The 12509-nt window shown below is 73.1% G+C and carries 11 protein-coding genes; 9 read left to right on the top strand and 2 right to left on the bottom strand.

The window, feature by feature from the left end:
- The first annotated feature begins 50 nt into the window (after positions 1–50).
- From ACZ4XJ_RS05245 to ACZ4XJ_RS05230, 4 genes are all read left to right on the top strand, one after another.
- On the top strand, positions 51–923 hold the full coding sequence (locus ACZ4XJ_RS05245; protein ID WP_362882890.1) for a helix-turn-helix domain-containing protein: 873 nt from the start codon (positions 51–53) through the stop codon (positions 921–923).
- Between the two features lie 248 nt (positions 924–1171).
- Positions 1172–2521 (top strand): 6-phospho-beta-glucosidase, encoded by a 1350-nt coding sequence (locus tag ACZ4XJ_RS05240; RefSeq protein WP_362882892.1) that lies wholly within the window; start codon positions 1172–1174, stop codon positions 2519–2521.
- A 36-nt stretch (positions 2522–2557) separates the two neighbouring features.
- A complete protein-coding gene (locus ACZ4XJ_RS05235) occupies positions 2558–4654 on the top strand; it encodes an MDR family MFS transporter (protein WP_468495364.1) in 2097 nt (698 codons plus the stop codon).
- 211 nt (positions 4655–4865) lie between these two features.
- Positions 4866–5528, top strand: a complete 663-nt coding sequence (locus ACZ4XJ_RS05230; RefSeq protein WP_468495363.1) for a GOLPH3/VPS74 family protein — start codon at positions 4866–4868, stop codon at positions 5526–5528.
- A 58-nt stretch (positions 5529–5586) separates the two neighbouring features.
- Here ACZ4XJ_RS05230 and ACZ4XJ_RS05225 read toward each other — a convergent pair whose 3' ends face one another.
- A complete protein-coding gene (locus tag ACZ4XJ_RS05225; protein WP_468495362.1) occupies positions 5587–6075 on the bottom strand; it encodes a nucleotide triphosphate diphosphatase NUDT15 in 489 nt (162 codons plus the stop codon).
- 66 nt (positions 6076–6141) lie between these two features.
- Here ACZ4XJ_RS05225 and ACZ4XJ_RS05220 point away from each other — a divergent pair, with 66 nt between their 5' ends.
- Both ACZ4XJ_RS05220 and ACZ4XJ_RS05215 read left to right on the top strand, forming a co-directional pair.
- Positions 6142–7134, top strand: a complete 993-nt coding sequence (locus ACZ4XJ_RS05220; protein WP_468495361.1) for an NAD(P)/FAD-dependent oxidoreductase — start codon at positions 6142–6144, stop codon at positions 7132–7134.
- 156 nt (positions 7135–7290) lie between these two features.
- Positions 7291–8721, top strand: coding sequence for an NAD(P)/FAD-dependent oxidoreductase (locus tag ACZ4XJ_RS05215; RefSeq protein ID WP_362882901.1), 1431 nt, complete (start codon positions 7291–7293; stop codon positions 8719–8721).
- A 129-nt stretch (positions 8722–8850) separates the two neighbouring features.
- Here the strand turns inward: ACZ4XJ_RS05215 and ACZ4XJ_RS05210 are convergent, their stop codons facing one another.
- A complete protein-coding gene (locus tag ACZ4XJ_RS05210; RefSeq protein ID WP_468495360.1) occupies positions 8851–9918 on the bottom strand; it encodes an ATP-dependent DNA ligase in 1068 nt (355 codons plus the stop codon).
- 75 nt (positions 9919–9993) lie between these two features.
- On the opposite strand from ACZ4XJ_RS05210, the gene ligD reads away from it, so the two are divergent.
- From ligD to ACZ4XJ_RS05195, 3 genes are read left to right on the top strand one after another with little or no spacing between them, the layout of a single operon-like run.
- Positions 9994–11028 (top strand): non-homologous end-joining DNA ligase, encoded by a 1035-nt coding sequence (gene ligD, locus ACZ4XJ_RS05205; protein ID WP_362882904.1) that lies wholly within the window; start codon positions 9994–9996, stop codon positions 11026–11028.
- Positions 11029–11081: 53 nt separating this feature from the next.
- Complete coding sequence (locus tag ACZ4XJ_RS05200) at positions 11082–11981, top strand: DUF3626 domain-containing protein (RefSeq protein ID WP_468495359.1); 900 nt, start codon at positions 11082–11084, stop codon at positions 11979–11981.
- On the top strand, positions 11971–12483 hold the full coding sequence (locus ACZ4XJ_RS05195; protein ID WP_468495358.1) for an HAD domain-containing protein: 513 nt from the start codon (positions 11971–11973) through the stop codon (positions 12481–12483). The genes ACZ4XJ_RS05200 and ACZ4XJ_RS05195 overlap by 11 nt, the downstream gene beginning before the upstream one ends.
- Positions 12484–12509 lie beyond the last annotated feature (26 nt).

The following is a 12509-nucleotide window of genomic DNA, read 5'->3' as shown; positions in this document are numbered from 1 at the left end:
GCGAAGAATCCGCGCGTGGCGCAGTGCGGTCGGAACGGCGCAAGGAGATTTTGCGCCAGCGCCGTGAGGAACTCGGGCTGAGCCAGGAGGACCTCGCGTCGCGGCTGCGCATCAGCGTGCGCGCCTACGGAAACTGGGAGCGCGGACTCGTCAAGGAGTGGACGGACCGCAAGCTCCTCGCCCTGGCCGAGGCCTTGGAGATGAGCGAGCGGCAGTGCTTCTGGCTCTTCCGGGTCATGGTCGACCGCGATCCGCCGCCCACCTGGCGCGCGGCCGAGGAGAGTCGGCTGCCCCAGGACCCGGCCCAGCGCGACTACCTGTGTGACTACGCGGCCCTGATGGAGGCCGTGCCCTACCCGAGTTTTCTGGTGGACCACCGATGGGACGTGGCCCTCACCAACTCCGCCTTCGACCAGCTCTTCCAGTCGGTGCGCCCGCATCCGACGGCCCTGCCGGACGACAACTTCCTGCGCTTCGTGCTGTTCCACCCGGACGCCGCGGCCGTGCTGGAGGACCACGAACCGGCATGGTGCGTACCGCTGCTGGCACAGTTCGCGACCGCGCTGTCGGCCGCGCCCGAGGACGAGGGGCTGCGGAGCATCCGGCAGGAGGTGGCCCGGGACCCGTTCATGGAGGCCGCCTACCGCTACGGCGTCCCGCACTGGCTGAGCACCCACGGCGAGGGGGCGGCCGAACAGGACGGAGCGGTACGAACGGTCCGTCATCCCGACCCGGAATGGGGCGCGGTGCGCTGCCGCATGGTGGCGGAATCCAGCCGAATGCTGGAAGCGATGGGACTCACCCGGATCACCCTGGTGCTCTCGGCCCCGCAGGGCCTGCCCAAGGGGCCGGTGCGCGGCGGGGGCGGAATCCCGCAGCAGCAGGGGGCGCGGCTGCGGGCCGTGCCGTCGCTGGAGGACTGACCGGCCGGGGGCATCGGCCCTCCGCCCGGGTGTCGCGGTGGGGTGCCACCGCTCGGATGCCACGATCCGTGCCACGATCCGCGTCACGCGCGGAGGCCACGGACCGTGGCATCGTTCGTGTGGGGGGACCGCGGCTCCCGGTGGGTGCGGCGGGCCCTTCGGGTCCGACGGGTCCGGTGGTTCGGCGGGTCCGGTCGGTCCGGTGGTTCGGCGGGTCCGGTGGTGACGGCGAAAGGGCGGTAAGAGGCGTGCGGTTGACCATCCTCGGCGGGGGCGGATTCCGCGTCCCGCTCGTGTACGGAGCACTTCTCGGGGACCACGCCGAGGGCCGGGTGTCCCACGTGACCCTGTACGACGAGGATCCCGGCCGGCTCACCGCCATGGCCCGGGTGCTCGCCGGCCAGGCGGCCGGCGTCCCGGACGCCCCGACGGTCACCGCCACCCGCGACCTGGACGAGGCCCTGCGCGGGGCCGACTTCGTCTTCTCCGCCATCCGCGTCGGCGGCCTGGACGGCCGGGCCGCGGACGAGCGGGTGGCGCTGGCCGAGGGGGTGCTGGGTCAGGAGACGGTCGGCGCGGGGGGTGTCGCGTACGGCCTGCGGACGGTGCCGGTGGCCCGGGAGATCGCGCGCAGGATCGCCCGTACGGCGCCCGAGGCCTGGGTCATCAACTTCACCAACCCGGCCGGCGTGGTCACCGAGGCGATGGCCGAGGAGCTGGGCGACCGGGTCATCGGCATCTGCGACTCGCCGGTCGGGCTCGGCCGCCGGATCGCCCGACTGCTCGGCGCCCGTCCCGAGGAGGCCTGGATCGACTACGTCGGCCTCAACCACCTCGGCTGGGTACGCGGCCTGCGGATCGCCGGCCGCGACGAACTGCCCCGACTGCTGGCCGACACCGCGGCGCTGGAGTCCTTCGAGGAGGGCCGGTTGTTCGGCGCCGAGTGGCTGCGCTCGCTGGGGGCGATCCCGAACGAGTACCTGCACTACTACTACTTCAACCGTGACACCGTACGGGCCTACCAGGAGGCCAAGCAGACGCGCGGCGCCTTCCTGCGCGACCAGCAGCGCAGCTTCTACGCCGAGGCCGGGGGCCCCGGGGCGTCCGCCGGATCCGCGCTCTCGGCCTGGGACCGGACGCGGGCCGAGCGGGAGGCCACGTACATGGCCGAGAACCGGGAGGTGGCCGGCGTCGGCGAGCGCGAGGAGAGCGACCTGGAGTCCGGCGGCTACGAGAAGGTCGCCCTTGCCCTGATGCGGGCCATCGCCCGGGACGAACGCGCCACCTTGATCCTCAACGTCCGCAACCGGGGCACCCTGTCCGTCCTCGACGCGGAAGCGGTCATCGAGGTGCCCTGCCTCGTCGACGCGAACGGAGCCCACCCGGTCGCCGTCGCCCCGCTGCCCCTGCACGCGGTGGGGCTGGTGACCTCGGTCAAGGCGGTCGAACGGGAGGTGCTGGCCGCGGCGCGGAGCGGTTCGCGGACGGACGCGGTCAAGGCCTTCGCCCTGCACCCGCTGGTCGACTCCGTGAGCGTGGCCCGCAAGCTGGTCGACGGCTACGCGGCGGAGCACCCGGGCCTCGCCCACCTGCGCTGATCCCGGGCGGGGATCACCCGTACGGCCTCGTGCCGCATGCGGGACGGCGGGTGCGCTGTGAGAGTGCGATGTGTGACCACAGCCCCCGCCACGGCCCCCGCGCCCCCCGTGCTCGACCGGCGGCGGCGCAACGTCATCTTCGGCACGATCATGCTGGGTGTGCTGCTCGCGGCCCTCGACCAGACCATCGTGGGCACCGCGCTGCCCACCATCGTGGCGGACCTCGGCGGCGGCGACCACATGTCGTGGGTGGTGACCGCCTACCTCCTCGCGGAGACCGTCTCGACGGTGCTGGTCGGCAAGTTCGGTGACGTCTTCGGCCGCAAACTGATCTTCCAGATCTCCGCGATCGTCTTCATCACCGGCTCCTTCCTGTGCGGCCTCGCGAGCAACATGACGCTGCTGATCCTGTGGCGCGGTGTCCAAGGCATCGGCGCGGGCGGGCTCATGGTCACGGCGATGGCGCTGATCGCCGACGTGGTGCCGCTGCGCGAACGCGGCAAGTACCAGGGCGCGATCGGCGCCGTCTTCGGCGTGGCCACCGTCATCGGGCCGCTGCTGGGCGGCCTGTTCACCGACTCCCTCAGCTGGCGCTGGTGCTTCTACGTCAACGTGCCCATCGCCATCCTCGTGGTGATCGCGGCGGCGCGGACCATCCCCACCGTCCGCGCCGCCGGCAGGACCGTGATCGACTATCTCGGCATCGCGCTGGTCTCGGTCGGCGCGAGCGCCCTGATCCTGGGGACCAGTTGGGGCGGCAACGAGTACGCCTGGTCCTCCCCGGTGATCATCGGCCTGTTCGCGGGCGGCGTCGTGGCCCTGGCCCTGTTCTGCCTGGCGGAGGTCCGCGCCGCGGAACCGATGCTGCCCATGCGGCTGTTCGGCAACCCGGTCTTCTCGATCTGCTCCGTCCTGAGCTTCGTCGTCGGCTTCGCGATGCTCGGCGCGATGACCTTCCTGCCGACCTACCTGCAGTACGTGGACGGGGACTCGGCCACCATCTCGGGCGTCCGGACCCTGCCGATGGTCATCGGACTGCTCATCGCCTCCGTCTTCAGCGGCAATTTCGTCAGCAAGACCGGCCGCTACCGGATCTTCCCCATCCTCGGCTGCGCGGTGATGGGCCTCGGCCTGTACCTGCTGTCGCTGATGGGACCGGGCACCAGCGCCTGGTTGGCGTCCCTCTACATGTTCGTGCTGGGCACCGGCATCGGCCTGTGCATGCAGGTGCTGACCATCGTCGTGCAGAACACCGTCGACTACGCCGACCTCGGTACGGCCACCTCCGGCGTCACCTTCTTCCGTACGCTGGGCAGCGCCTTCGGGACGGCCGTGTTCGGCACCATCTACGCCAACACCCTGGCACCCGCCCTGAAGACGGCGGTCGGCGAGGCGGCCCGCGCCACGGGCGAGGACCCCGCGCGGCTGGCCGCGGCCGCGCAGAGCCCGATGGGCGTGCGCGGTCTCGATCCGGAGGCGGCGGGCCCGGTGATCGCCGCGTACTCGGACACCATCCAGACGGTGTTCCTGTGGACGGTGCCCGTGGCCGTGGTCGGCTTCGTGGTCGCGCTGTTCCTCAAGGAGGTCAAGCTGCGGGACTCGGCCCGCGCCGGATCCACCGACATGGGGGACGGCTTCGGTTCGCCCGCCACGGCCTCCGGGGACTCCGCCAAGCTGCTGGAACTGGCGGTCGGGAAGATCGTGCGGAACATGGGCGCGCAGGACGCGCGGGGCATCGTGAACGCCTCCGACACCCGGCTGGACATCGCGGGCGCGTGGGCGGTCATGCAGGTCGAACGGATGACCCGGACGATCGGCCACGCGAGCCTCGGCCTCATCGCCGGGCGGCGGTCCGTGCCGCCCGAGGTCCTGCTCCCCGTCTACGACCGGATGGTGGAGGAGGGATACCTCACGCGCGACGATCACTTCTTCTCCCTCACCCGGGCCGGGCAGCGGGAGGCGGACGTCATCTCGGCGGCCTGGGCGCAGTGGCTCGGCGACCAGTTGGAGAAGGACCGCGGCCGGCCGCGCAGCGCCGAACTGCGGGTGGCGGCCGACGCGATCGCGAAGCGGCTGCTGGCGGAGGACCTGGCCGAGGGCAACTTCGCGCCGTACGCGGGGCAGCGGGCCTGAGGGGGGCGCTCCGGTTCGCTCTCGCCGGGCGTGGGGGGAACCGTCGTGCGGACCGGGGGACTCCCGTACGGACCGGCGGAACCTCGGGTGACGCGGGGGAACTTCGGGTGGAGCCGGGGGAACTCCGGGTGGAGCCGGGGGAACTCCGGGTGGACGCCGGACGTCCTACGGGGTGAGACGCGTGCGGTGACGGGGACGACGGGGGACGAGCATGGCGATCACACTGGCCGAGGAGATCATGCTGTTGTCCCTGGACGACGAGTCCGGGGCGGCGAAGCAGCGGCAGGCGGCCGGATGGGCGGTCGCGGGCGCCCTCCTGCTCGAACTCGTCATGGCGGAACGGATGTCGGTGTCGGGCAAGTACTTGACGCTCGTCGACCCCACCCCCACCGGGGAAAAGCTGCTCGACGGCAGGATCCTGTCGATCCGGACCTGGCTGCGGGACCGGGACAAGCGTCGGGTGACGGAGTGGCTGACCAAGGACGCCACCAAGGCGGTCGCCGCCACCCTGGAGAGCCTGGGGGAGCGCGGGCTGGTCGTCGAAGAAGTGCGCAAGGTCCTCGGGGTGTTCCCGCAGCGCCGTTACCCCGAGGCCGACGGCTCCGTGGAGCGCGCCCTGCGCGAGCGGCTCGCCGCGGTCGTCCTGGAGGGCGCCGAGCCGGACGAGCGGACGGCGGGGCTGATCGCCCTGCTGCACTCGGCCAAGCTGCACAAGTTGGCCTTCCCGGGGGCGGAGGGCAAGGCGGTGGTCCCGAGGATGCGGGAGATAGCCGCCGACGAGTGGGCGGCCGAGAGCGTGCGCGTCGCGATCCGCGACATGCAGGCCGTGATGGTCGCGGTCACCGCAGCCACCGTGGTGGCGGCCACCGCCTGAGGTTCGGGGCGCGGAGGCCGTCGGGCGGGCCTCGGACGGGCCGCGGCGGGCCCGTCGTTCAGGAGTCGGCGTCGGCCTTGTTGCGGCAGGTGTACGAGGCGTCCTGCGGCGGGGCGGTCAGGTCGGGGCGCCAGCTGTGCAGCACCGCGGCCGTAGGGGCGTAGAGCTCCGCCGGAATCCCGGTCGCGGCGAACCACTCCCAGCGGACGATCTTGTGGGGCTCGGTCACGCGGGGCGTGCCCGTGGCGGAACGGGTGACGGCGGCCGCCGTCAGTCGGGTCACCCCGGACGCCGAGTCGATCCCGACGGCGAGCACCTCGACGGCCCCGGGCACGGCGCGCAGGTCCGTTTCCTCGGCCAGTTCTCGGGCGGCGGCCTGTTCGAAGCCCTCACCGGGGTCGACCTTGCCGCCCGGGAGCTCCCAGCGGCCGTCGTGCGCCTGCCCGAGCAGGATCCGGTCATCGGCCCCGATCACGATCAGCCCGACGCCGACCACGGCGTGGGGGCGGGGCGCGGCTCGTCCGGGGCGTTCGTTCCCGTCGGTCATGGTTCCATTTGCCGGTTCGGCAACGTGATTTGTCAAGCGCCGCCGGCCGGGCGCACCCTCGCGGCCATGGACGATGTGACGCGGACCGAATACGACGTGGTGATCGTGGGCGGAGGAGCCGCCGGGCTCGCCGGGGCGCTGACCCTGGCCAGGGCCCGCAGATCGGTGCTGGTGCTCGACTCGGGGGCGCCGCGCAACGCGCCCGCCGCCCACCTCCACGGATACCTCGGCCGGGACGGCGAGAGCCCCGCCGGGCTGCTGGCGCGGGGCCGGGAGGAGGCGGCCGGCTACGGGGCGCTGTTCCGGTCCGGGCGCGCCGGGACCGCGGTCGCCGCCGACCGGGAGGAGGGCGGCTTCCTGGTGCGCTGCGGGGACGGTTCGTCCGTCCGGGCGCGGCGGCTGCTGGTCGCGACCGGGTTGGTGGACGAGTTGCCCCAGGTGCCCGGGCTGCGGGAGCGCTGGGGGCGGGACGTGCTGCACTGCCCGTACTGCCACGGCTGGGAGGTGCGGGACCAACCCCTGGCCGTGCTGGCCACGGGCCCGCTCGCGGTGCCCCAGGCCCTGCTGTGGCGGCAGTGGAGCCCCCGGGTGACCCTCGTCGCGCACGGCACGCGGCTCGGCCCCGAGGACCGGGAGGCGCTGGCCGCCCGTGGCGTCGCCGTGGTCGACGGGAAGGGGACGGGCCTGGTCGTTCACGGGGACCGGCTGACGGGGCTGGCGCTGGCGGACGGCGCGACGGTGGCGTGTCGGGCGTTGGTGGTGGCTCCCCGGTTCACCGCCCGTTCGGGCGTATTGACCGGCCTGGGTCTGCCGACGACGACGGTGGAGCGGGGCGGGGCGCCGATCGGTACCTGCGTCGAGTCCGAGGCGGCCACCGGAGCCACGGCCCTGCCGGGCGTGTGGGTCGCCGGGAACGTGACCTCCCCGGTGGAGCAGGTCGCCGGCGCGGCGGCCCAGGGCGTTCGGGCGGGCGCCGCGATCAACGCGGACCTCGTCGCGCAGGAGACGCGCGAGGCGGTCGAGGCGTGGCGGGCCGGGGGCGGGGAGGGCGGTCGGTAGGGCGGCACGGATGGCCGGTCGGCGGGTGCCGGGAGGCCGGACGGCGGCCGCGAACACGGCGATTCGGACAACCGTGCGGGTTTTGTTCGAGGCTCGTCCGTGCAGGCTCTGGCGGTGTGATCGTCGTACGGTTCATCGGCCGCCCAGGGGGACGCAATGGCACACGTACTGGTCATCGGCGGAGGGATCGCGGGGCTGGCCACGGCTCTGCTCGCGGCACGGCGCGGGCACACCGCCGAACTGTTCGAGCGGGACACCCGCGCCCCCGGTACCGCCCTCGACCGGGACTTCTTCCGCTGGCGGCGACCGGCCGTACCGCAGGCGGCGCAGCCGCACGCGCTGCTCGGAGCGGCCCGCAAGGTGCTGCTCGACGAACTGCCCGACGTACACGCCGAAATGCTCCGGCTCGGCGCCCGCGAGCGACACGAACTGGACTGGTTCGACGCCCGCCCGCCCGCGCTGCCCGGCGACGAGGACCTCGTCATGCTCCAGGCCCGCCGCATCGTGCTGGAGAGCGCGCTCGCCACGGCCCTGCGCGCCGAACAGGGCGTGGTCACCCGGTACGGGGAACCCGTGGCGGGACTCGTCACGCTGGGCGAGGAGGGGAGCGGAACCGGAACCGACCCCCGGGCCGATTCCCGCGCCGGCATCCGGGTGACCGGGCTGACCACGGCCAACGGGGCGTACGAGGGGGACCTGGTCGTGGACGCCGCCGGGCGGCGCGGCGGCGTCGAGCGCCTGCTGGCGGCGGCCGGCTGCCGTCCCGCCGCCGTCGAACGGCACCGCACGGGGCTCGCGTACTTCTGCCGCTGGTACCGCCTGCCCGAGGGCATGGAGGAGGGGCCGCGCCGGCCGTGGACGGTGACCGGCGGGGGCTTCGCGGGCTGTGCGGTCTTCCCGGCCGACAACCGGATCTTCGCCGTCACCCTGTTCGTGCACACCGACGACCCCAGCCGGGGCGCGCTGCGCACCCCGGCCGTCTTCGACGCCGCCGCCCGCGCCTTCCCGCCGGGCGAGGCCTGGCTGGCTACCGGGGCCGAACCGCTGTCCGGCGTACTGGCCATGGCGAGCCTCGACAACCGGTGGAGCGCCCTGGCGGACGAGCGGGGTCCCGTGGTGAGCGGACTCGTCCCGGTCGGGGACGCCCTGACCCACACCAACCCGACCCTGGGGCAGGGCACCTCGCTCGCCCTGTGGGCCGCACACCGGGTGGCCCGGTCGGCGCACCGGGATCCGGGAACGCTCCGCTTCGCCGCCGAGTACCACGACTGGGCCGTCCGTACGCTGAAGCCCTGGTTCGACTTCCAGGTCGTCGCCGACTCGGCCATCGGGGAGCGCTTCGCGACCCGCGCCGGCCGTACGGGGACGGCGCGCGAGGTGGCCGCGCTGTTCGACTGCGCGCTGGAGGACCCGGAGGTGATGCGGGCCCGCGCGAAGGTCCGCCACCTGGCCGAACCCCCCGCACGGGCGTACGCGGACCCCCGCGTCCGGGCCCGCGTGACCCGATGGCTGGCCGCCCGCCCCGACTACGCCCCGAACGCGGTGGGCCCGGACCGGGCGCGATGGGAGCGGCTCACGGCGGTCTGAGACTCATCGGGGCCGGGGCCGGGGCCGGGGCCGGGGCCGGGGCCGGGGCCAGGGCCTGCGGCTCCCCGGTGTCCGGTCCGTGGTGCGCCGCGGCCACCGAGGGGCCGCAGGCCGGGCCCGGGCGGCGCGTCAGCCGCCGGCCCCGAGCACTTCGGCGAGGTCGTAGCCGATGACCTCCTCCAACTGGGCGTACGTGCAACTCCGCGGGGTCCGGTCCGGGCGCCAGCGGCGGAACTGGGCGGTGTGCCGGAAGCGGTCGCCCTCCATGTGGTCGTACGCCACCTCACAGACGCGCTCGGGGCGCAGCGGCACCCAGGAGAGGTCCTTCTTGCCGGTCCAGCGGCTCTGGGCGCCGGGCAGGCGGGCGCTCTCGTGCGCGGACTCCTCGGCCCAGGCAGCCCAGGGGTGCTCCCGCGGATCGTCCAGGCGCAGCGGTTCGAGCTCCTCGACCAGTTCGGCGCGGCGTTTCATCGGGAAGGCCGCGCAGACGCCCACGTGCTGGAGGGTTCCGTGCTGGTCGTGGAGCCCGAGAAGCAGCGATCCGATGATCGGACCGCTCTTGTGGAAACGGAAACCCGCGACGACGACGTCGGCCGTACGCTCGTGCTTGATCTTGAACATGAGGCGGGCATCGGGCCGGTACGGGAGATCGAGGGGCTTGGCGATCACCCCGTCCAATCCGGCGCCCTCGAACTGCTCGAACCACTCCCGCGCGAGCGCGGGATCGGTGGTCGCGGGCGCGAGGTGGACGGGGGGACGGGCTGTGGAGAGGACCTGGACGAGGGCGCCGCGGCGCTCGGCGAGCGGGGTGTCGAGGAAGGCGTCGTCGCCGAGGGAGAGCAGGTCGAAGGCGACGAAACTGGCGGGTGTCGTCCCGGCGAGCAGTTTCACCCGGGAGGCGGCGGGATGGATGCGCTCGGTCAGGCGGTCGAAGTCGAGCCGCCCGTCGTGCACGATCACGATCTCGCCGTCCACGACGCAGCGATCCGGCAGGTTGTCCTGCAAGGCCGCCACCAGCTCGGGGAAATACCTGGTCAGGCTCTTACCGGTGCGGCTGCCGATCTCGATCTCGGCGCCGTCGCGGTACACGATCGCCCGAAAACCGTCCCATTTGGCCTCGTACTGCATGCCGGCCGGGATGGCGGACACGGACTTGGCGAGCATCGGCTTCACGGGGGGCATCACCGGCAGTTCCATGTACAGGATTCTGCGGTGGTACGTCCGGCCCCGCCCGGTATGCGCACCCGGGCGAGCCCGCCTACCGTGGCGCACATGGCTGCTGCGGGTGGTGCGATCGAGCTCGACGCGGGCGGACGGGCGGTACGGCTGTCCAGCCCCGACAAGATCTACTTCCCCGAGCGGGGACTCACCAAGAGGGACGTCGCCGAGTACTACCTGGCCGTCGCCGACGGCATCACCCGCGCCCTGCGCAACCGTCCCACGACCCTGGAACGGTTCCCGGACGGCGTGGAGGGCGAGTCCTTCTTCCAGAAACGGGCTCCCAAGAACCTGCCGGACTGGATCCCGACCGCCCACATCGCCTTCCCGAGCGGCCGCACGGCGGACGAGATCTGCCCGACCGAGCCCGCCGCCGTCCTGTGGGCCGCCAACCTGGGCTGCCTCACCTTCCACCCCTGGCCGGTGCGCCGCGACGACACCGACCGGCCCGACGAACTCCGCATCGACCTCGATCCGCAGCCCGGCACCGACTACCACCACGCCGTGGCCGCCGCCCACGAACTGCGGGCCCTGCTGGACGAACTGGGGCTACGGGGCTGGCCCAAGACCTCGGGCGGGCGCGGCCTGCACGTGTTCGTGCCGATCGCGCCCCGCTGGACGTTCACCGAGGTGCGGCGCTGCGCCATCACCCTGGGTCGGGAACTGGAGCGGCGGATGCCGGGCAAGGTCACCACGGCCTGGTGGAAGGAAGAGCGCGGCGAGCGCATCTTCGTGGACTACAACCAGACGGCGCGCGACCGGACCATCGCCTCCGCGTACTCCGTCCGCCCGCGCCCCCACGCCCCCGTCTCGGCGCCGCTGCGGTGGGACGAGGTGGACGACGCGGAACCGCGCGACTTCGACATCGTGACCATGCCGGCCCGCTTCGCCGAACTCGGCGACCTGCACGCCGAGATGGACGAGCACGCCTTCTCGCTCGACACGATCCTGGAACTCGCCGACCGGCAGGAACACGATCACGGGCTGGGGGACATGCCCTACCCTCCGGACTACCCCAAGATGCCGGGCGAGCCGAAGAGGGTCCAGCCGAGCCGGGCGAAGCACGAGGACACCCCCGACACCGCCTGAGCGGGCGACCATTCGGCGAGCGCCGAGTGATCATGTTGGGGAACACTGTGCGGATGAGTTTCGTGGCACCTCCGACAGCACAGGACCGGGCCCTTCGGCACGTCGCGGAACGGGCGTCGGGCCCTCCACTGGATCCGACGCTACGGGTGACCCTGAACTTCCACCCGGACCACCTGTCGCAGGGCGTACCGATCCTGGACGCCATGGCCGAGGACGGCGTCTACCGTTCGCAGTTCGTCACGGGGACCAGCAACGGCGGCCTGACCGCTCATCCCGGCGGCGACCGATGGCGCTGGGAGAGCCGGATCTTCGACGGGGCGTACGACGCGGCGACCCCTCATGAGCGCCCCGTCTACGGCGCGTTGAACTTCCGTCGCAAGCCGTTCGGCGGGGCGCCGCGGTTCGGCTCCGCGCACTTCCGGCTGACCGCGGAGAGCCTGGAGCGGACGACGTTCTGTTACCCGGACAGTTTCCTCGAACCCTCGGATTTCGCCGTCGCGGCCCGCATGGGGCTCGTCGCCCTCGCCCTCGCGGATCGGCAGGACGCGCTGGACGACTACATCGAGGCCCACGTGCACGGGCCGGTCCGGCTTCGCCGCGACGTGGAGGCGTTGGTTCTGGACCCCTGCTACCGCCGCACGCCGGTCGAGGCCGCGGCCCTGCGTGTCGGCTGCCCGGTGGAGTGGCACCCCGGCTTTCGGCTCGGGGTCGAGGAACTCCGACGTCACCCGGACTACCGCGGCCGGGAACACGTCGATCTGGGGACGCGGATCGCGGTCGACGGCGTGCTCGATCCTCGGATCGTCGGGCGTGCGGCGAGCGCCGGCCTCCACGACCCCCGGGCGGTCAAGAAGGTGTGGCACTACCTGGCGCGGTTCGGGGCGCCCGCGCAGGCCACCGACGCACCGGTGCCCCCGGTATCGATGGCGGGGGTGGTGGTCGATGGTGAGTGAAGCGGCCGGGCCGGGGCGTCGTCCGTTGTTGTTCCTGGACGTCGACGGGCCGCTGATTCCCTTCGGAGGGTCGGGGTACGGCACGTACCCGGGTCGGTGGGAGACGTACGGGAACCCGCTGCTGGGTCGGCTCGACCCTCGCCTCGGCGCCCGGCTGTTGACGCTGCCCTGCGATCCGGTGTGGGCGACGACGTGGGTCGAGGAGGCCAATGAGACCGTCGCCCCGATCCTGGGACTGCCCCGGCTACCGGTGGTCGAGTGGCCGGAGCCCGCTGCCGACGCGGGGCGGGACGGCCTGCACTGGAAGACCCGACCCCTCCTGGCCTGGGCGGGGGATCGCGCGTTCGCCTGGTTCGACGACGAGATCACCCCGGCCGACCGCGCCTGGGTCGCAGCCCACCACCCGCAGCCCACCTTCCTCCACCGGGTCGACCCCCGTACCGGCCTCACGGACCCGGACTTCGAAGCCCTCGCCCACTGGCTGACCACTCTCGTGGCCTGAGGCGGTCGACCGGGAAGCGGGGCGAG

The sequence above is a fragment of the Streptomyces sp. NPDC029836 genome (assembly GCF_055574495.1).
The sequence above is the reverse complement of the archived record's forward strand: the minus strand, read 5'-3'. Positions and strand labels throughout refer to the sequence as shown.